The 18,994-nt window shown below is 65.1% G+C and carries 24 protein-coding genes; 18 read left to right on the top strand and 6 right to left on the bottom strand.

Features of this window, described 5'->3' with window-relative positions; all coding sequences use genetic code 11:
* Window positions 1-15 precede the first annotated feature (15 nt).
* Together HQQ85_RS08060 and HQQ85_RS08055 are read left to right on the top strand one after the other, a co-directional pair.
* Entirely contained in the window at window positions 16-834 is an 819-nt protein-coding gene (locus tag HQQ85_RS08060) for a DUF1206 domain-containing protein (protein WP_173182019.1), read from the top strand.
* 27 nt (window positions 835-861) lie between these two features.
* Complete coding sequence (locus tag HQQ85_RS08055) at window positions 862-1,602, top strand: DUF2510 domain-containing protein (protein ID WP_173182018.1); 741 nt, start codon at window positions 862-864, stop codon at window positions 1,600-1,602.
* Here HQQ85_RS08055 and HQQ85_RS08050 read toward each other — a convergent pair.
* The gene (locus HQQ85_RS08050; RefSeq protein ID WP_254069295.1) at window positions 1,599-2,432 is read right to left on the bottom strand and encodes an NmrA family transcriptional regulator; all 834 of its coding nucleotides are present in this window, start codon (window positions 2,430-2,432) and stop codon (window positions 1,599-1,601) included. The genes HQQ85_RS08055 and HQQ85_RS08050 overlap by 4 nt on opposite strands.
* Window positions 2,433-2,506: 74 nt before the next feature.
* Between HQQ85_RS08050 and HQQ85_RS08045 the strand changes: the two genes are divergently transcribed.
* From HQQ85_RS08045 to HQQ85_RS21335, 5 genes are all read left to right on the top strand, one after another.
* Window positions 2,507-2,920 carry a helix-turn-helix domain-containing protein gene (locus HQQ85_RS08045; RefSeq protein WP_173182017.1) on the top strand — a complete coding sequence of 138 codons (414 nt, stop codon included), beginning with the start codon at window positions 2,507-2,509 and terminating at the stop codon, window positions 2,918-2,920.
* 273 nt (window positions 2,921-3,193) lie between these two features.
* Window positions 3,194-3,421: a hypothetical protein gene (locus tag HQQ85_RS08040; RefSeq protein WP_173182016.1), complete on the top strand. Its 228-nt coding sequence runs from the start codon at window positions 3,194-3,196 to the stop codon at window positions 3,419-3,421.
* Window positions 3,422-3,451: 30 nt separating this feature from the next.
* A complete protein-coding gene (locus tag HQQ85_RS08035; RefSeq protein ID WP_216851589.1) occupies window positions 3,452-4,066 on the top strand; it encodes a PIN domain-containing protein in 615 nt (204 codons plus the stop codon).
* A 429-nt stretch (window positions 4,067-4,495) separates the two neighbouring features.
* Entirely contained in the window at window positions 4,496-5,284 is a 789-nt protein-coding gene (locus HQQ85_RS08030; RefSeq protein ID WP_173182015.1) for an ArsR family transcriptional regulator, read from the top strand.
* Between the two features lie 101 nt (window positions 5,285-5,385).
* Entirely contained in the window at window positions 5,386-5,982 is a 597-nt protein-coding gene (locus HQQ85_RS21335; protein ID WP_216851588.1) for a DUF3800 domain-containing protein, read from the top strand.
* A 95-nt stretch (window positions 5,983-6,077) separates the two neighbouring features.
* Here the strand turns inward: HQQ85_RS21335 and HQQ85_RS08015 are convergent, their stop codons facing one another.
* Both HQQ85_RS08015 and HQQ85_RS08010 read right to left on the bottom strand, forming a co-directional pair.
* Window positions 6,078-6,905 carry a TIGR02391 family protein gene (locus HQQ85_RS08015; protein ID WP_173182014.1) on the bottom strand — a complete coding sequence of 276 codons (828 nt, stop codon included), beginning with the start codon at window positions 6,903-6,905 and terminating at the stop codon, window positions 6,078-6,080.
* Window positions 6,906-6,988: 83 nt separating this feature from the next.
* Window positions 6,989-7,156 carry a hypothetical protein gene (locus tag HQQ85_RS08010; protein WP_173182013.1) on the bottom strand — a complete coding sequence of 56 codons (168 nt, stop codon included), beginning with the start codon at window positions 7,154-7,156 and terminating at the stop codon, window positions 6,989-6,991.
* Window positions 7,157-7,464: 308 nt separating this feature from the next.
* On the opposite strand from HQQ85_RS08010, the gene HQQ85_RS08005 reads away from it, so the two are divergent.
* Window positions 7,465-8,085: a recombinase family protein gene (locus tag HQQ85_RS08005; protein WP_173182012.1), complete on the top strand. Its 621-nt coding sequence runs from the start codon at window positions 7,465-7,467 to the stop codon at window positions 8,083-8,085.
* The gene (locus tag HQQ85_RS08000) at window positions 8,085-8,834 is read left to right on the top strand and encodes a DUF5677 domain-containing protein (protein ID WP_173182011.1); all 750 of its coding nucleotides are present in this window, start codon (window positions 8,085-8,087) and stop codon (window positions 8,832-8,834) included. The genes HQQ85_RS08005 and HQQ85_RS08000 overlap by 1 nt, the downstream gene beginning before the upstream one ends.
* 693 nt (window positions 8,835-9,527) lie before the next feature.
* Here HQQ85_RS08000 and HQQ85_RS07995 read toward each other — a convergent pair.
* Window positions 9,528-10,544, bottom strand: coding sequence for a DUF4238 domain-containing protein (locus HQQ85_RS07995; RefSeq protein ID WP_256430665.1), 1,017 nt, complete (start codon window positions 10,542-10,544; stop codon window positions 9,528-9,530).
* Between the two features lie 676 nt (window positions 10,545-11,220).
* Between HQQ85_RS07995 and HQQ85_RS07990 the strand changes: the two genes are divergently transcribed.
* The 7 genes from HQQ85_RS07990 (at window position 11,221) to HQQ85_RS07960 (ending at window position 16,133) form a co-directional block, all read left to right on the top strand.
* Entirely contained in the window at window positions 11,221-11,925 is a 705-nt protein-coding gene (locus HQQ85_RS07990; RefSeq protein WP_173182009.1) for an RES domain-containing protein, read from the top strand.
* Window positions 11,926-11,929: 4 nt separating this feature from the next.
* Window positions 11,930-12,517 (top strand): hypothetical protein, encoded by a 588-nt coding sequence (locus tag HQQ85_RS07985; RefSeq protein ID WP_173182008.1) that lies wholly within the window; start codon window positions 11,930-11,932, stop codon window positions 12,515-12,517.
* 176 nt (window positions 12,518-12,693) lie between these two features.
* Window positions 12,694-13,302, top strand: coding sequence for a hypothetical protein (locus HQQ85_RS07980; protein WP_216851587.1), 609 nt, complete (start codon window positions 12,694-12,696; stop codon window positions 13,300-13,302).
* 30 nt (window positions 13,303-13,332) lie between these two features.
* The gene (locus tag HQQ85_RS07975; protein WP_173182007.1) at window positions 13,333-14,241 is read left to right on the top strand and encodes a zeta toxin family protein; all 909 of its coding nucleotides are present in this window, start codon (window positions 13,333-13,335) and stop codon (window positions 14,239-14,241) included.
* 359 nt (window positions 14,242-14,600) lie between these two features.
* The gene (locus tag HQQ85_RS07970; protein ID WP_173182006.1) at window positions 14,601-14,834 is read left to right on the top strand and encodes a glutaredoxin domain-containing protein; all 234 of its coding nucleotides are present in this window, start codon (window positions 14,601-14,603) and stop codon (window positions 14,832-14,834) included.
* A gap of 14 nt (window positions 14,835-14,848) precedes the next feature.
* Window positions 14,849-15,187, top strand: coding sequence for a hypothetical protein (locus HQQ85_RS07965; protein WP_173182005.1), 339 nt, complete (start codon window positions 14,849-14,851; stop codon window positions 15,185-15,187).
* Between the two features lie 40 nt (window positions 15,188-15,227).
* The gene (locus HQQ85_RS07960) at window positions 15,228-16,133 is read left to right on the top strand and encodes a hypothetical protein (protein WP_173182004.1); all 906 of its coding nucleotides are present in this window, start codon (window positions 15,228-15,230) and stop codon (window positions 16,131-16,133) included.
* Between the two features lie 109 nt (window positions 16,134-16,242).
* Here the strand turns inward: HQQ85_RS07960 and HQQ85_RS07955 are convergent, their stop codons facing one another.
* Window positions 16,243-16,440: a hypothetical protein gene (locus HQQ85_RS07955; RefSeq protein ID WP_173182003.1), complete on the bottom strand. Its 198-nt coding sequence runs from the start codon at window positions 16,438-16,440 to the stop codon at window positions 16,243-16,245.
* A 50-nt stretch (window positions 16,441-16,490) separates the two neighbouring features.
* Between HQQ85_RS07955 and HQQ85_RS07950 the strand changes: the two genes are divergently transcribed.
* Window positions 16,491-16,802 carry a hypothetical protein gene (locus tag HQQ85_RS07950; protein ID WP_173182002.1) on the top strand — a complete coding sequence of 104 codons (312 nt, stop codon included), beginning with the start codon at window positions 16,491-16,493 and terminating at the stop codon, window positions 16,800-16,802.
* Window positions 16,803-16,918: 116 nt separating this feature from the next.
* Complete coding sequence (locus HQQ85_RS07945; RefSeq protein WP_173182001.1) at window positions 16,919-17,620, top strand: hypothetical protein; 702 nt, start codon at window positions 16,919-16,921, stop codon at window positions 17,618-17,620.
* Between the two features lie 151 nt (window positions 17,621-17,771).
* On the opposite strand, the gene HQQ85_RS07940 is transcribed toward HQQ85_RS07945, so the two are convergent.
* Window positions 17,772-18,938 (bottom strand): FHA domain-containing protein, encoded by a 1,167-nt coding sequence (locus HQQ85_RS07940; protein WP_173182000.1) that lies wholly within the window; start codon window positions 18,936-18,938, stop codon window positions 17,772-17,774.
* Window positions 18,939-18,994: the final 56 nt, after the last annotated feature.

Genomic DNA, 18,994 nt, shown 5'->3' with positions numbered 1-18,994 from the left:
CCCGAAAGGCATCCCATGAGCACACGAGCCGGTTCCACCGCCCGCCGCGCCGCGTCGAGCGCCGGCAACAGCCGGGCCCTGCAGATCCTCGCCCGCGTCGGCTTCGGCGCCAGCGCGCTGGTGCATCTGCTGCTCGGCTACCTCGCGATCCGCGTCGCCGTGAACCAGGGCGGGGAGTCGTCCGACCAGTCCGGCGCGATGGCCGAGATCACCAAGCTGCCGGGCGGGACGATCGTGATCTGGGTCGTCGTCGTCGGCCTGTTCGCCCTCGGCCTCTGGCTGATCGTGCAGGCCGTGCTCGGCATCGGCTCCACCTCCGACAAGCGCTGGGTGCGCAGCCTCATCCCCGCCGGCAAGGCGGTGGCGTACATCGCGCTCGGGGTGACCGCGCTGACGTTCGCGCAGGGCGGTTCGACGAGCAACAGCGACTCGACGCAGCAGGCGAGCGCGAGCATCCTGTCGCTGCCCGGCGGGCCGTTCCTGCTCGGCATCGTGGGTGTGGGCGCGGCGGCCATCGGCGGCTACTTCGTCTACAAGGGTGTGACGCGCAAGTTCGAGGAGGACCTGCGCATGCCGTCGGGCACGACCGGCAAGGCCGTGCGGGTGCTCGGCGTGGTCGGCTACGTGGCCAAGGGCGTCGCGGTGTTCGTGATGGGCGTGCTGATCGTGGTGGCGGCCGTGACCGTCGACCCGAGCAGCTCGACCGGGCTCGACGGGGCGCTGAAGTCGCTGGCGTCGCTGCCGTTCGGGGTGGTCATCCTGGTGGCTGTGGGCGTGGGGCTGATCGCCTACGGCGTCTACACCTTCGTGCGGGCGCGGTTCGCCCGGCTCTGAGCCTCAGGGCGTGCGGGGGATGATCGCGTGACAGTGTCGCCGATGGGGTGGTACCCGACGTCGTCGGGGGTGGTGCGCTGGTGGGACGGTTCGAGGTGGACCGGGATGCGCATCCGGAGGGGTGTGCCGGGCATCGACTGGGCCACCTCCGAGCAGCCCGGCCTGGCCTGGACGTTCGGCGCCGTCTTCGCCGTGCTGGCGCTGCTGCAGTTCTCCCTCGCGCTCGTGGCGCCCGGGTCGGGGGTGAGCGGCGCGGCCATGCTGCTGCTCGCCGGGCTCTGGCTGGGCATCGCGGCGCAGTCGACGGCTGTGCGGCGGATGCCCGCGCCGGCCGCCGGCCCGTCTGCCGCCGTGGTCGCGCTCGACTCCGTGCATCCGCTCCCCGGGTTCGCCGAGGCTGCGAGCGCCGGCTGGTACCCGGTGGCACCACGCACCTCGCGCTGGTGGACGGGATCGCGCTGGGCGCAGTACACCGCCACCCCCTTCGGCGTGCGGCCCAGCTTCCACGGAGCACGGGCGTGGCGCACCCTGCGCATCCTGATCTGGGTGCTGCTCGGGTTCGGCGTGCTCTCGCTCGTGGTGGGCATCGCCCTGATGGTGGCCGGGGCGACGCCGCCCGACAGTGTGCTGACCGTGGTGGGGGTGCTGCTGCTGATCGCCGGGATCATCATCGGCGGGGCGGGCCTGCTGATGCTCGGGCTGTCGGGACGGCAGCGTCGGGTGCTGCTCCTGCCCGAGGGTGCTCCGATCGGGATGCCGATCGGTTAGGCGCCTCGGCCGTCGAATCCTTCCGGTGCCGAGGCGAGGGCCGCCAAGGCCGCCACGGCCAGCGTGTCGGCCGGCTCGCGGCCGAGCAGCTCGGCCAGATCGGGGCCGGTGCGGCCGAGGAACCCGTGCGCCACCGCGGTGTGGATCGACATCAGCATGGCCGGCTGGAACGGCTTCAGCCCCGCCCCGTCCAGCTGGACGCGCCGCTCGGCCAGCCCGATGTCGCTCAGCGTCGCACCCAGACGCTCGGCGACCTGGCGCGCCGTGATCGGCTGCCCGACGAGATCGTAGCTCCGTCCGGCGTGCGCCCCGGGTGCCGTCGCGACGATCGCGGCGGCCTCCGCGAGGTCGTCGCGCGTCACGGCGGCCAGGGCTCCGCCGCCGAACGCCGACGTGAGCTCTGGCCCCGACCACGGCAGCAGCGAGCCGAACAGCTCGGCGTACAGACCGTTGCGGAGGATCGTCCACGACAGCGTGCTCCGGCACAGCCGCCGCTCCGTCCACCGGTGCGCCAGCGCGAAGGCGAGATGATCGCCGTCGCCCGCGAGGCTCGTGTAGACGACGTGGGTCACGCCGTCGCGCTCGGCGGCGGCGATCACCGCCTCATGGCGGGCGATCACGACATCGTCCTCCGCCTCGCCGGCCGAGACGAGCACGAGGGTGTCGACGCCGGTCAGCGACAGGCCGGCCGGGTCGTCGAAGTCCAGGATGCGCGTGCCGTCCGCGCCGCTGCGGCTGCTCCCGATCGCCGGGGCGCCGCGGCCGGTGAGGTGCGACAGGATCGCGCGGCCGAGCTGTCCGGTACTGCCGGTGACGAGGATCATGGTCATGCCTTCCGTGCTTCTCTTCGGTAACTAGGCTGATCGTGTCCCAGCCGACCGGCACCCCACAAGAAGGCACTCTCATGTCACTCACGCACACGGAGGTAACCGCCGAGCTCGAGCCGTGCGGCGCCGAGGGTCACGCCGACTGCGGCATCCGCGACGTGCTCGACCGCATCGGCGACACCTGGTCGGTGCTCGTCGTCGTCGAGCTGGCCTCGGGCCCCCGCCGCTTCAGCGAGCTGCAGCGCGCCATCGACGGGGTCTCCCAGCGGATGCTCACCCTCACCCTGCGCCGGCTCGAACGTGACGGTCTGCTCTCCCGCTCGGTGCACGCGAGCATCCCCCCGCAGGTGACGTACACGCTCACCGGCCCGGGCCGCAGCCTCACGCACCTCGTCAAGGCGCTCGCCGACTGGTCGCTCGCCCACCGCCCCCTCATCGCGGACGCCCGCGCCGCCTACGACGCCGCCCACCCCGCCCACGCCATCCGCTGACCGCCCCGTCCCATCCCCGCCCACTTCGCTCGAACGCGACCGCCCGGACGGACGGAACCGTGCATCACATCAAGCTCGACCGCGAGACCACCCGAGAGCACGCAGCCCGCGCGACCGCCGTGCTCGCCGCCGTGCTCAAAACGCCCAGCTGACCCGCCAAAAACTGACACAAATCGGCTGCGGAAGGTCCGGGTCCTCCCAGATTTTCCGCGCCCCCATGTTGTTGATCGAGCGGAGTACTGGCGGGTCGGCGGGTGTTGGGATACTCGACTTATGGCCAGCTACCTCCAAAATCTGCTTCTCGAGCTCGACGCGATCGAGGAGCAGTATGTGGCAATCGCCGGCTCGACTCCGATTCGGAATGTGAACCCGAACAGGGGCGGGTATGACAGCGTCATTTTCGTCGGCGCCCAGGTGTGGGACTGGACCCCGTCAACCGCTCCCGAGGAGGTTGCGCGCACCCAGTGCCTGAGCGCGTTCTCCGACTGGATCACTCGCTAAGGCCTCCTGTTCCCCGATCCTCTGCCTCGGGTGAAGTCCGCCCTTCGCGAGTCCACGAAACACATCGAGCTGTGGTTGCGACGAATGGGTCGGGATCACTCGATCTCGCCCGACCAGGCGAAGAACGGCCGCCAGGCTCGCGAAGACATCGAGGCGCTGCGCTCGTTGGCCGATCTTCTACCGGCAGATGAATGGACTCAGCGGCTCGTGCCGGACACGAATGCGCTGATCGATAACCCCGATCTGTCGATCTACACCGACCAGGTGGGTGGCCGGTACCTCGTGCACGTAATGCCGATCGTGATGCGCGAACTCGACGATCTGAAACGTTCCGGGAGAACCGAAGAACTTCGGAACGCAGCGAAACGCGCCGACCGCCGGCTGAAGGGCTACCGCACCAACGGGGATGTTCGGGCAGCTGCTCGAGTGGCTGGCGACACCCACGTGCGCTTCGAGCACGCCGACCCGCAGAGCGATGATCTGCCCTCGTGGCTGGATCTGGACGTTCCGGACGATCGCCTGATCGCCGCCGTGCTCTTGCTGCAGTCGGAACACCCGGGATCAGTTGTGACCGTGGTGACCGGAGACCTCAACCTGCAGACCAAGCTCGCCGCGATCGGGCTCCCGTTCCTCGAGCAGGACTGAATGGATGGCTCGAGCACACCCGACCCGAGCACGACCCCGGCTCCCAACGACGAACCCGAGGACAGCCGGCCCGAATGAGCGACCATCATGCGCTGGCGTGACCGGCAACTAGCGGCGTCGGAGTTGCACACGTCCCCAGATCGGCCCGCGACACCCCTTCCCGTCGCTGGAGTGAAAATCTCCCTCAAGTCGTGATGACAACGGTCCCGGCCGCCAAGTGAAACCCGCTCTTGCGGGACTGGGGTATGGCGCATCGCATCGCATCGCATTGTGTCTTGCACGGCGCATAGCATCGGGGCTTCGCACTATCTGGTGTCGCATCGCAATCGGCGATCCGCTCTTTTTGGGATCGGATTTCGAGCGATGTGGTTCTATCTACCCATGACGATGAAACTGGGTGCCGCTACGCCGGCAGAAACACGAGAGGAAATGACCCGCCTCTCTGCGCGCGGCTACACGCAGATCCGGCACATCCTCGTGCAACTACCGGACCGCGATCTCCCGCGCCCTTCGACCATCGCCACGATGATGAGCACCCGGAAGCATCGAGCCCTGCTGCTCTACATTCTCCTCCTGACGTGCTGGCCATGGCTCGAGAAGCAGTGGACCCCGTTGCAGGCCAGCGTGTGGATTCGGGCACTCACCGCCAAGGGGGCACCGACCTGGTCCGCGTCGACCCTGTCGCGTGCTTGGGCAGATCTCATCGAGCTCGGCCTCGTCGAGAAGGATCGCGAGAACCGCCTCATCCGGATCGTGCCTCGACGAGAAGACGGCGGTGGCGCGTACGAACCCCCGGGCGGGCGCCGCGATCGGTGGAACGCCTACTTCGCCCTCCCCGACGCGTTCTGGAAGAAGGAGATCTTCGCGCAGCTGAGCCTTCCCGGCCTCGTCATGCTCCTGGTCGTCGCCAAGGAGACCAGCAACCAGGACGAGTTCTGGCTCACCTACGAGAACGCCGAACCCTGGTACGGCATCAAGCCCAAGAGCGCCCAGAACGGCCTCGACGAACTCCGCCAGCTCGGCTTGGTCCACCGGCGCCGGCAGAAGATCAAGGCGCCGCTCTCGCCGCTGGGTCACACCATCCGCACCTACTACTCGCTCACCGGCGACTTCGGCCACCAGTCCCGCAAGGCCCTCCAGAAGCGGGCGGCGAAGGCCTTCCACAAGCGTCAGAAGAACCGCCCCGCACCCGCACCCGCCAGCAACCCGACCCCGTAAGAGACCCTCATGACCATCACCCGCCTCCGCTACGTCGACGACTCCGGCTCCGTCGACTCCGGACTCATCGTTTACGGGTGGATCGAATGCGACCCCACCCGGTGGCGTCACGCCCTACGATCTCTGCTCGAGCTCCGGAGGCTCTCTACCGCGACCACCAGGTGCCGCCGGCCGAGGAACTGCACGCCACGAAGTTCATCAACGGCCGCAACCGGATCTCCACCGCGACCATCACCGACCTGCAGGAGTGGAAGACCCTCGGCCGGGCCGTCGCCATCCAGTGCCTCGAAGAACTCGCCCGCTGCCCCGACATCCGCGTCGGCGCCGTGTTCCGCCGCACCACCTTGAAGGGCAACGCCTACTACCAGGAACGCGGCCGCGTGTACGCCGAGCTCGTCGACCGCTGGAACGAAGAACACCGCGTGGAGAGCACGTTCACGATCATCAGCATGGACGGCAACGGCACCGACCCCACCTACTTCGACACACACCGCAGCCTCGAGCTCGACACCCGCCACATCATCGAAGACCCCACCTTCCATGACTCCCGGCGATCGCAGCTCGTGCAGATGGCCGACCTCGTCGCCTACACCGCGTTCATGAGCCTCAACCGCCACCCGGGCAACAAGTTCGCGTGGAACTGGCACGCCAACTACCTCGCCGCATCCGACGTCGCCGGCGGGCCGATCGAAATCTGACGGCTTAACGAGCCAGACCCGCCAATCCACGTGTGTGGGGCGGGTCCGCACCACCACTGTAACCGCCACCCGACAACCACGTCGACCCGGGCGAGCTACGTCAGCGGTGTGCGTGATGCCGTGTCGAGGCGACGGTGCACGTAAGAGAACAGCGACATCGCGTCGTAAAAGTCAGGCAGAACTTCGGTGTTGTCGATCCTGCTCGAGTGCGCGCGCGGGTTCCGGTAGTGACCGTGGACGCCCAAGAGGATCTGCTTGAAGCCGCGGTGCTCGCTGACGTCCGAGGCCGAGTCGAAGGCGTTGATGAACCACAACGGCCGCTCGGTGTTCGTGCCGAATACGCCATCGTAGAGGGCAGCACCATCACCCGCCAGCCCGGTTATCTTACGCACCCTGCTCGGGATGCTTTTCGAGGCCTCCGTCAGCGCGTGGAACAGCGACCTGTTGATGAGCTCCTCCGCGCAGTACTCGAACAGCAGCTCGTGCGCACCGCGGTGCCTCAACTCGGTGTGCAGCCGGCCGCTGAGCTTGGCGCCCTCGCTGAGCGTCTTCGCTCGAGCGGACTTCGCGACCTTGCCCTCCGCGTTGATCGTGAACCCGTAGAACGTCATCACCTCAGACAGCTGCCCCCGGAGATCCTCGAACCGTGCATGGTTCTTCGCGTACCGCACCGGCTCCATGGCCCTATGGATGAACCGAATGAAGAGGCCGCCGTTCTTCAGCTGCGCGTTGAACAACACCACGCAAAGGCCCTCGCGCTTGTTGTACCCCGGTGGTCGACCAGAGAGACCGATGCCCTGCAGCAGGCGATCGATCTCCGAACCAGACAGACCCGGATACTCCGTCTGCCCGAGAACGTCACACACTGCCTGCACGAGTTGCAGCTCGTAGGGAGGCTTCGGCGTAGGGGGAGTGGTGCTCATGCGATGCCTTTAATCTTCTTGATCACGGTTTTCAGTCTTCTATGCAAACAACCGGAAGTACCAATAAGCGATCGTTTCAGACGCTACTCGTCGTTCGCCTTCTCCTCGATCCAGTCGACAGCGGCATCGGAGAGAAGGAAACCGTCCGAAGCGTTCTGGCCCACCCGCCAGGCATCTGAGACCGCGACACCTCCAGCGGCTTTGATCGACGTCAGCACAGCCGGCGGTAGCGCATGGCCGTTGTTGTCCACGAGCCACTCTCGGATGCCGTCTCCGAGCCGAGGCCATTACTCCGCAATATCCATGCACTCATCCTGATTCAAGACGATGGGCGCAGACCAGAAACGGTCGTGTGCGGCAAGAGCGGAGTGTCCGAGTCGATCACCGGTTGGCACTGTTCCAGCTGCACTACGGCCTAGGTGACCACCTCGAAAGGGGATCGATGAACGGAGCGCTTCGCCGCTCGAATCTGGCCGCGAGATTCGGCGCGTCCCAGTCTTCCGTAACACCCCTCCGGTGAATGTTCCGGTGATGGGGCCCCGACCGCCATAGTGGGGGAGTGACCGCTCATCTCATCGGCTACGCCCGAGTATCCACCGACAAGCAAGACGCCACCATCCAGCGTGACGCGCTCCTCGCCGCTGGCGTTGATGTGAAGAACCTCTACGTCGACCATGGCCTCACCGGCACCAACCGGGAACGCCCCGCGCTGCGTGAAGCGATGGCGGCATGCCGCGACGGTGACACTTTCATGGTCACCAAGCTCGACCGCCTCGCCCGTTCCGTGCCGGACGCCGGGGATCTCGTCGACGAGCTGACCCAGAAAGGGGTGAGGCTGCGGATAGGAGAGAGCGTGCACGACCCGCACGACCCGACTGGTCGGCTGCTGTTCAACGCGCTCGCGATGGTGGCGGAGTTCGAGTCCGACCTGATTCGGTCCCGCACCCGCGAAGGCATGCGAGTGGCGAAGGCGAAGGGCCGACTGAAGGGGAAGAAGCCGAAGCTGCCGGAAGCGATCGAAGGGCATCTCGTCGCGGAGTATCACTCAGGCGACTACACCGTGGCCGAGCTGTCGGCCCGGTACAAGGTCGGTGCCGGCACCGTCTATCGGGCCGTTGCGCGCGATCGAGCTCGAGCCGATGTCGTGGCTTCGATGGTCCCGCCCCGGACGGGTGCTTGATGACCGTCGACAAGATCGACTACCGAGCGGTGCTTGCGGAGCTCACATCCATCTGGCGTAGCCACAGTTCTGAGCGATCTATTGAGGTGCGAAGTGACCTAGGGCGACCTACGACGCCGGTGCTCATCCGTGGTCTTGCTGCACACGCCGTCGAATGCGGGCAAGCAATTCTGGTGCTCTACAAGAACAGCCTTCCTCTCCCTGCAGTGCCGATCGTTCGGACTCTGATGGAGGACGCGATGACCGCCGGTTGGTTGCTTGTCGATGAGGATGCGTGGCGATCTTTCGTGAGTGAGGCGGCGCAGAAGAAGCGCACCGCGCTCCGGGAGGTACTCGAAATGGATCCGGACAACACTCCGGCTGCGGAGCGCATGGCGGAAAGCCAGCAGCTCTTGGATGACCTCGGCATGCCATCGAATAACAAGATCCAGCAACGATTTCGTGCTCTTGAGGGTGGTGAAAGGCTCTACCTGATGTATCGAGCGGCGTCTGCACTGTCCCACGCGGAGTCGACTGTCGTTGATCTCTACACAGAGGTAGATCCGCGGTCGCCCGTCGGCGTCGTGTGGCGTGATCACGCGGCGCACACCAACGCGAGCGCGTGGATTGCCGTTGCCGCTACCCACCTGCTCTTCGCACTCATCGCGTGGGACAGCTGCCGCCTCGAGCGCCCAGATCAAGATCGCCTCGAGTCGATCGCAACCAAACTTGGCGTCCGGGCGGACTTTGTGAAGCGCACAAGTTTGTAACCCTTGGGCGTCCCGGTCGAGGTAGCGGAGGCCGGAAGGATCCGCCCTATCATTAGTGGCCTATTGATAGCTTACCGTTAGTGCTCTAAATTTAGCTCATGGCTACTGATGATGAAATGCAGAATGCTCTCGCTGACGTCGTCGGCGCAGCCAGGATGCTGCACAAGTTGCGTGCCCTCACGGTTGAAGTCGAAGCGATACAGACCGCGAAGGTCCAGGAGGCCGCAGCTCTCGGACTTAGCAAAGTCGTTATCGCTGAAGCGGCAGCTCTATCGCCCGGCCGGGTTAGTCAGTTGGTCAGCTCGCCAGCGCCCAGGCTTGATCCCGACCGAGACCTATACGAGATAACTGAGTGGCCAGGAGAGGCGCTTCGAGCGCATTCCGCGAAGTTCACCGGACACATGACCATGCCGCCGTACGTTCGTCGTCGACCCGCCGCAACCGATCAGCGGTAGTCCCTGCAACCAACGCGCTGACGACTCGTCGTCGGTGAAGCCGAGTTGAACGAGATAGAGCGGTTCCGGATTCATCTGCGTCAGGTAGCGGAGCTGATGGAACGATGGCAGGTGTTGAGTGAAACCCACTCTGGCATACGCCGGTGACGCTGCGAAAGTACGAACGTCGGTCGAACGGCCCCTGCCACGAACGATCGTTCACGGCCGACCGAGCTCATCGTTGCTCCGCTCTAGGTGTTCACTCCTGCGGGCGAAGACGGCGATGTACGAAGAGTTCACGACGCGTGCCGTCCTCCTCATCGCGCTCTGCTACGAGCTCGTCACCCCATAGTTCCCGAGCGGGAAGCTGCATGTCAGCCAGAGGAGCGTCGCTGGGGTGATGAATAATCCATCGGTCGGCCTGCGCGGCCACGAGCCCGTTTACGAACTTCGCCAAGTAGTCCGCCACATCGGGAACACCGTGCGCAGCGGGGTCGAAATCCGGGTCCCGGAACTGCAAGATGAGACGCGGACTCAGTGGTACCCAGACCATCTGGGCGGTGGCATACCCGATCGGCGCGTCACCCGGCGACCACCAACACACGGGCTCGTCACTGGTCAACACTGCCACCCTGGACGTCCTAATCAGCGAGACCGACTTGCCCGCGAGAAACTGCTGCAATCCGAGATCTCCCGTGGCGGGGTCACCGAACGCCATCTTGAGACTCTCTTGGACGAGCACCGCCTGGGGAGGAATGAGGCGCGGGAACCTAGATCCCTGGAGCGATTCGTAGAAGGCGGCGACGTCGTCGGGACCCGCCGGCAAATCTTGAGCGACGAGCCATACTCGGATGTGCTCATCGTCGAGCTCCGCAAGAATAGACGTGCGCGCGGCTTGTGTCGCAAGAGCCACCATGTCTTCCCGCCAACGGCGCCCCCGCACCGTCTGCAATGCGGCGAACTGAATGAGCCTGTACCAATCGGTCTGATCGGGTGTCGAGCCGGGCTCGACGAGCCTCTTTATTGAGGCAGCGATGGCGCCCTCTACCTGACTGAGCGCATTCTCGATCGCTTCCGGGTCGTGTTCTACGCGATCCTCGTCGCGGGCGAGATCCTCGGTCTCGATGCGGTAGAACCCCCGTTCTGCCACAGCCTTACGAGTCGATGTCTTGAACGTGAGACCGGGATCGTCGCGGTTGGCCAACATGATGCCCCCGGAACCGTCGGCGAAGTTGCGCAGGTACATCTGGGGGACGGTGTGATGTCGCGCAGCCATAGATGAATTCTGCACTGCGGACAGTCGATGGGACTATTGGTTTACCGACCCGTCCCGACTGTCTCTGTCGGTCGCGAGGAGCGCGCGGGATGATCCAGCAGTTGGAGCGGTGCCGAATGAGGCATCTGCAGGCGCGGGCCTCGGCTATTCCACTTGCTCTTTACATAAGAAACGTTATCAGCTATTTAGGGTGGGATACGGGGTGTGATTTGGCCCGCGAATAGGCCGGGTTTCGATTGCCTTATTGACTGTGATGGGATGGAATAGGCATATGGTTATTGCTACTTCACGTCCCGGACTTCGCGCGTACGAAGATTCGTTGCGGTTGGCGCCCGCCGAGATTGTCTCGTCGTTGAGAGAGACTTTGGGCGCCGCGCTCGTCGCGTATCTTGGGGGCGTCCGTGAGACGCGTGCGGTCCGCGAGTGGGCTGAAGGTGTTCGCTCTCCGTCAGGTGAGGCAGTTCAGCGACTCCGGACCTCTTATTACGTGATGGCCATGCTCCGGGATAGGGAATCGCCAGCTACAGTGGCGAGCTGGTTTCAGGGCATGAACCCTGAGCTCGAGGATGTCGCGCCGGCCCGCGTGCTCCGGGAGCAGGATCTCGATACCGCGGGACCTGCAGTGTTGTCGGCAGCCCGATCCTTCATCGCGCACGGCTAAGTGAGCATGCAAGGAGTGGGACTTGCGCTCCGCGACGACCCAGGTCAGGTATGGAGAGTCGGATTCAAGCCCAATCCCTGGGCTTGGAGCGACTGGAAGTACGCAACTGATGATGGCCGCTTCAACGGCCGCTGGGATGACATCCGAGGGCAATTCCGTACCGTCTACGATGGCCAAACGCTCTACGCATGCCTGATCGACGTGCTCGCCAAATATTGCCTGGATTCGGTCTTGGCTAATGCCCTCGGCAACATCGTCATCGATTCGACTGACGCAGCCGAATACCCGCCGCGGCCAGCCGCCACGGTCAGCTTCGATTGGCTCGAGCCCCGCTGCGCGTCGAGTGGTGAACTTCGGGGCGCTTTCTGCGACGTCAGTGCCTCGACGAGCATCGCCGCTCTGTGGGCTGAATTCGTGCAGGTAGCCCTCGGGGCGGGAGCAGCGGACTTTGATGCGGCAGCACTCAAGGACTCAGGTCCCCGCGACCTGACCCGCTCAGTGGCCTCGTGGCTCTATGCCCAGACGTCCCCGGTCGTCGATGGCGTCGAGTTCGGTTCCCGCCATGGCGATGATCTCCGGCTCTGGGCAATCTTCGAACGCCCCTCAACGGAAAGTGACACGTCGCCGCTGATCGCGTCGCCACGACTGCACCAGCTCACTCCGGAAACCCCTGAGCTCGTCGAAGCGTTCAACACGCTCGGACTTTCCTGGAGTACCTAGCCGCATGTCAGCAGCAGAGAATCCGTTCCGAATCCCGACGACCAATGATCCGAAGTGGGTGGAAGTAAAGGGACTGCAGGGCATCCCGAGCAAGATCGCTCCGGGCGTCGAATTCCCCGCAGCCTTCCGGGGCTACATCTCTGACATCATCCGTGAATCGCCGAACGCAGACGAGATCTTCGTCGAAGGCATCAACCTCGATCCACCGGGGCCCGCCATTGTGATCCTCGAGGAGTCGGCGTTCCTCCGCAATCGTGTGTATGTCAACTTCGCCAAGCTCAAGAGCGTATGGGTCGACGCGGCAATCGCACTGGCAGTTGCGCTGCTAACCGGCGGGAGCGGCGCGGCCCCTCTTATGGTCGCGGTGATCTCGGGACTTCGACGAGTTGAGCTGCTGAGCGAGGACGAAGCAGAAGCCGTTCACGTTCTTCTCGGCTACCCAGACCAGAATCCATACCTCCGTCCGGTGCCGCTTGAGCGGCTGCAGGAGTCCTACACGGATGCGACCGTGGACATTGGCCAGCTGCTCGACAGACTCGCCCAGCGCGGAGTTATCGAAATCTCCGAGCTCGGCATTCGCCTCAACAAGTAAGACCCTGAATCGACCTCGGACTAGCGCCACCAGGTCCAGGGCCTTGCCCACGACCGCGATTGATTCGCCTTCCGAGCCCCCGCGGAGAAGCGGCGAGCCCAGCCCGATCTCGCTCCGGATCGCTGATAGTCTCTTCTATCGCCGCCTGATAGAGTGTCCTATCGGAGGAGACTTTCATGACGATCGCAGAAATCCCAGCCGCAGCGCGAGCCGCAGTTCGCGCGCGACAGCGAAAAGAGATCGACGAGCTCGACTACCGGCGTGAGCTGCGCCGCCTCAGTGAGTTCGGGTATAGCCAGCGAGAGATCTCCAAGTGGCTGAACATCGCGCAGCCGTCCGTGCTCAGCGCTCTCAAGACCGCGTCAAAGGTTGCCATGCCACTGAATGGGTTCTCAGGCGCTACGCCTGCCGAGATCTGCCAACGCTACGCCGCTGGCTTCCTCGAGCGCGCGCAACTCGTCGATGAGCTCACCCGGTTCCCCTACGCCAAGGGTGGAACGACCGACGGGTATGACTCGCTCATCGTCGATCCTCCCGGAACGTGGGCCGAGGTCGATGACGCCAACCGTCGCGGTCTCATCGAGGATGACCTCTACGAAGAGATCTTCAACAGGAGGCACGGTCTCGACGTCGAGGAAGCGAAGCGGCCGGCGCCGGCCGCTAAGGCTGCGAAGAACGCTTACGGAACCCGCGACGCGAAGAGCGGAAAATCCGTCGTCACTCGCCGAGATGGCAAAGGGGTCATCAAGATCACTAGGAACAGTCGCAATCGGCGGAGTGTCTAAAGCGTGTCCTCGGAGGTAATTACTCGCCACATGGAAGCGGTGCGCGAGCTCTCGAAGCCTGGCCAGGCTCTTGCACCGTTCGCCCCTACAGCGACCATCAACAACCCCGCCTGGTGGTTCAATGCCGAGGAGCCGATGCCCTCGAGGCGTCGACTCCATCGACGCCTCCTCGAAGAGGCGCGAGACGCAGCGCCGGAGGTCGAGCAGCAGCGCCGCGCGATCGTGCTTGCTGGCCCTCCCGGCGCCGGCAAGAGCACCGTCCTTCAGCAGGTTCTGGGCGCGGACCGTGGCAAGTATCTCGTGGTCGACGCCGATGAGTTCAAACGTGGGCTCCTGGATGAAGCGCGGGCGGACGGCAGCTATGACAGCTGGTTGATGCCCGACGCTATCCGTGAACTCCAAGCGCAGGGCGAGCAGTTCTACCCCCTGGAGCTGGCTGCGCTCGTCCACGAGGAGTCCTCGTATCTCGCCAAGGCCCTTCGCGCCGACGCGATCCATGCCGGCGACAACCTCGTGATTGACGCCGTGCTTAGCAAAGAAGCTGACGCGATCAGGCTCGGCGAGATCCTCCACGCGGAAGGCTACGACGTCCAGGTCATCGACGTCGAGGTGCCCTACGAACTGTCTGAATCTCGCATTCGCGCCCGCTGGGAGCATGCCTACGCGGACGCGCTGAACGGCGCCGGCGCACTTGGGGGCCGCTGGGTTCCGAGCGAGTACGCTCGCGCGGTGTTCGCTGGCCCTGATGATCCGTCGCTGCCTGAAGTCGCGGCTCGAAGTCTCGCCGTGTCCTGTCCCGCTGTGAGCCACTACCGCGTGTTCCGCACCACGATGGAACAAGCCCACGAGCCGCACGCGCAACCCACCGTCGACGTCGACATGATGCGCAGCAGCCCGAGCGAACCGCTCACAGACTCGGTTTCGACCGCGACCCGCTGACTCATCTCCGCCCGCTTGCCATTCATCTTCGGCGGCGCACCTGAGATCTGAGCGGCCCGCCGGCCACGGCCGGCGACTGAACACATAAGAGGAGCCAGCCTTCGGCTGGCGCTGCCCGCGGCCCCGCAGGGGCCGCGTTTCTTTGCCGTGAAGCCTGCGGCGATTGTACGGGCGCTGTCCCTCCACGCAAGCCGCTGCGCGGCCGGCTCCTCCGAGATTGTCGGCACGCGGTCGCCTGCGGCTCCCTTATTTCGCGCCGAAATTCTCTCCCCCACCGCCCTCCGGGTTGCATTCCGGGCCATCACCCTAGTCAGCACTACGTGCCTCCACGGCAAAAAAACGAGGAAAGGGAGAGAGCAATGAACGTCATCGTCTACAGCAAGACAAAGGGATTCTGCGGCCCCTGCTTCGCCACCAAGCGCGCCCTCACCGACGCGGGCATCGAGTTCGAGATCCTCGCGCTCGAAGAGCAGCCGGCAGAGGTCATCGAAGACCTCAAGACCCGGGTCGGGATGCAGGCGCCGATCGTCATCACCGACACTGCCGCATGGTCCGGATTTCGACCCGACCTCATCGACGCACTCACCGCCTGAAGGGAGCAGACACCATGGACATCAACATCGCTGACCTCACCCCCCGCGAGCTCCAGCTCTACGCCGCAGGCTACTGCGAGGGCATCGCCGACAAGAACACTGAACTCGCCCTCGCCGACACCTACCTCGAGCAGGACGCCCGCCTCATCGCACAGCTCCGAAACGACCTCGAGCGCGCCAACGCTGACGCAGACCGCTACTACCGGGCAGCGTACAACCCCCGCCCCGCCCAGAAGTCGGGCGTCCCTCTTGCAGTGCTCGAGCAGCAGCGCGACGAGCTCTACGCCCAGAACCAGGCCACAACCTTTCGACCCTGGGAAGACACACCCACCCGCCGACCCGCTGCAGCCTGACTAATCACCCCACACCGGCGGAGGGTGACACAATCTGACCGTGACCAGCAGTGGAGGGACCTACGGCTTCCGAACGAGACCCGTCGTCGGTGAAGCCGAGTTGAACGAGATAGAGCGGTTCCGGGTTCATCTGCGTCAAATCCCAGAGCTGATGGAACGATGGCAAGTGTTGAGCGAAACCGAACCTCATCCCAACTCGGACCTTCGACTCGACGACAGGGCGACGGAGGGCCGGCACCTAACCGGCGGAGTCCACTTCGCACTGAACTTCGCCTCAGACAATCTCCGGGCACTCCACCAGCAACACAGCGGTGATACGGACTACCCCACCCCATTCGTCGCGAGCTACCCACTTGCGCGTGCGGCTCTGGAAGCATCGTCACTCGCCCTCTGGGTGCTCCACCCAGACGAGCGTGAAGACCGCATCCGCAACCATCTGAGGAACTACGCACGCGAACTTTACGAAGAGACCGTGCTCCGCAAGTTCGCACTCAAACAGGCATCGGAAGCTCGAGACCGACTCAAGGTCAGTGGAGCGGTCCTCGGCAAATCCGAGCGCGAATTCGAACGGTGGAAAAAACGCCACAACTCCCGCGTCGCAGACCACGCCGCACGCGCCGGGATTCCCAACCCAATGGACAGCCGGCGCGTGGGATATGGCGAAATTGTCGCAGATGCGACCGCTGCCGTCGGGCTACCACCCAGCCACGGCGAGCTCGTATGGATGGAGGTCAGCGGTCTCACACACCCCTCCCTCATGCGAGCCATGTCGACCATGAAAATCGAACAACAATCAGACAACGACGACGGAACCATCAACGTTGTCATGACAAGCAAAACCGACACCATCGCAACAGCCGTGAGAGCGTCCGTGCTCAACTACATGACTGCAATCGACCTCTATGGCCGCCGAATACGGGACCCGGAAACTGGGCGGGCCCACTGACCGCGCCTCACTCTCACGGGCGGCATCCGTGCTGTCCCAGTCCGGGCCTCTCGTGCGTGCCGACTCGATGCCGGGCGGCATGTGATGTGGCCCGGCATCGGGTGTGGGGCTACATCCCTCGGCTCTTGTCGGTGTCGCGGTTCAGCATGGCGGGCGGGCGGGTGTTGGCTGCTGCCTTTGGCGGCTCGGAGATCTGTCCGAGCTGTGAAGGGTGTGTGGGGAAGTTGAGCTTGTTCAGATGGGCGATGTGCTGCAGCGCCGGATTGAGGGTGGGTGTTGGGGCGGCTGCGGCCGGCGCGGAGATCATCTCGGAGTAGGTCGCAGACGGTGTGCGCGGAGCTTGAGCAGAAGCACGGTTTGAAGGTCCTCGATTCGCGCGGGATCGGCCACGGCGAACGCGGTGAGGTTCCCGCTGGGCGGGCGATCGCGGAGAAGGCCAAGCGGGTCGAGCCGGCGGGTCGTGAGCTCGAGCGCATCGTGCGCGCCGCGGCGATCAGCAGCAGCTCCGAGGCAGATTTCGTGCGCGCGGTCCGCGCCGAAGGAGCACTCATCCGTCCCCGCTTCGCCACCGGAACCACCGATGTCGTCGTCGGTACTCGGTGGCGATGCGGCCGGGCCCGGGTGATCAGGCAGCTTGGTACGGTGGTGGCCGGCTTGCTCGCGACCTGACCCTGCCGAGGCTTCGCGAGGGGTGGCCGGACACGGTATCGGACGCTCAGGAGAGCGCCGACGAGTGGCGCCGTGGCACCCGCCCCCAGGACAGTCCCCGTCGTGCCGAGCGGCCGATGCCGGAGCCGATGTGGGAGGCGTACTCGGCGGATCTCACCAGGTCGGTGCAGCGCCTGTCCGAGGTGCCGCTTAACGATCAGGCAGCGTGGGCGCACGCCGCTCGCGACACGGCGGGAGTGTTCGCGGCGTGGTCACGTCAGGTCGAGCCAACACCGGGCCCGCTGGCCGACATGGCTCGGGAACTTGCCCGCAGCGGCCAGATCCGCGCGAACCGGTCGAAGCCGAAGACGGCGGACTCCGGGTCGATGATGGGTGCCGCTCTGCTGCTTGCTCAAGCGTCGAGCTCGAGCACACCGATCAAGACGGTGATGCTGGTCCGGCAGCTGATGAAAGCGGTCGACGCGATCTCTGGCATGCACGCTGAGCTGGGCCACACGCAGCGCGTGGAGCAGCTGTCCGCGGCCACCGCTCGACCCCTGCTGGATGTTCAGTCACGGCTCCCTCAATACGCCGGCGGCGACGGTACAGTGCCGGCGGAATCGGCACCGTCGCGCCGCGCGAGTGGCCGCCCGGTCATCCCCGAGATGACAGACGAGGCTCGCGCTGCCGGGATCTCCGAACACACCTGGCGGGCCATCCACGGCGGCTTCGGCGCGTCAGGTGATCCACTGTCCAAACGTCCCGGTACTGCCGCGGACGCCTCGAGAGCGAAGCGGCCCCCACCCCGGGCGCGGACAAGGACCGAGGCCCTGGAGTAGGTTGACCGCGCCCGCCTCGAGTCCGAACGCGCGGCCCGGGGCAGCCGTTTCCGGAGTGGATTTGTTGCAAGCCGATGACACCGGTGGTGGAAGAACTGCTCGGGCGCCAGCCGCGCCTACATCCATCACACCGTCGACGACCATGCCGAACTCAGGCGCTCCCGGCCCTGTCGATCTCGACGATGCAGGTGCTGGCGTTTCCCAGCACGACCATCGCTGGCAGCCCGAAGGCCTCAGTGGAACCAAGCGTGATGCGGGTCGTGAGAGGCCCGTTCGTGACCCAAGTTCCCGTGCGCCCGAGCGACTCGATGGAGATGTGGCTCTCGTCGATCAGGGTGAGCACGGCGTGCACGGCGCTCACCGATCGCTCGGCATCTACGATCACCAGATCATTCCGGGTGCTCCGGCCGATGCGCACCGATTCACCCTTGAGGAGACGGGCGATGAGGGGTTCCTGGCCGGTACTGCTCGATGCCCGGACGCGGGCCTCGGTCATCACCAGCGGAACGGTTGCGGCTCCGGCGCCGGTCGCCGCACGGGTTTCAGGCACCTCTGAGGGGCGAAAGAACGTCGTGGTCGGCACCTCCATTTTCGTATCAGGGAGGAGCCAGTCGAAGGCGGCGGCGTCTTCGTAGGGCTGCACGAATTCAGCCGGTGTGGCCACCGGAGACCCGAATTCGGCTACGCCCACCCCGAGTTCGCGGGCGGCGATCCCGAGGGCCGTCTGCGGCGTCTCCGCCAGAAACACGCACACCCGGTTCGAATCTGCGGGGGTGTAGCGGATGGTCGGGGTCACCAGAGTAAGCGCGAGCTCTCCTGCGATCTTCTCGAATCGGTTCAGATCGGCGACAGTGGCCTTGGGGTAGTCGAGTCGCTTGAGCTCGACGCGGGCCTGTACAAATCCCGCGCGGGCACCCTCGACGACTGCTCCCTCAAGCAGGCGGTGGCTGTCGACGAAGTGGGGCCACACCGGATGAGGAACCACCACAAGCAGGTGGCCCGGAAGCGCAAGAGAGAGCGGCGAGTAGAGCAGGGTCGTCTGCCGCAGCTGGTCACTTGCTTCGACGCCGGCCTGCTTGGCCAGGTTCGCCACTTCCGGCTCTCCTTTCAGCTGCAGAAAACGTCCGACGCGAGTGTTCGCCAGGGCGTTGCCGAGCCCGGTGACCACCTCGGGCGCCTTTCCCTTCTTCACCATGACGATAACGGCGACCGCGGCGAACACCGCGATTGCCAGGCCCACCAGAACCAGCCCGAGGCTGGCGGGACCATCCGTCTCGGCCACCTGTTCAACCAGCAAGCCTGCATCTCGAAAACTCATGACTCCCTCTCCGTGGGCGCGATCTGCGCCGACGGATTCAGTCTCGATGAGCCCGC

This window comes from Herbiconiux sp. VKM Ac-2851 (genome assembly GCF_013205105.1).
GTDB classification, from domain to species: domain Bacteria; phylum Actinomycetota; class Actinomycetes; order Actinomycetales; family Microbacteriaceae; genus Herbiconiux; species Herbiconiux flava.
Note: the sequence above shows the minus strand (reverse complement) of the source record. Positions and strands in the feature narration are given on the sequence as shown.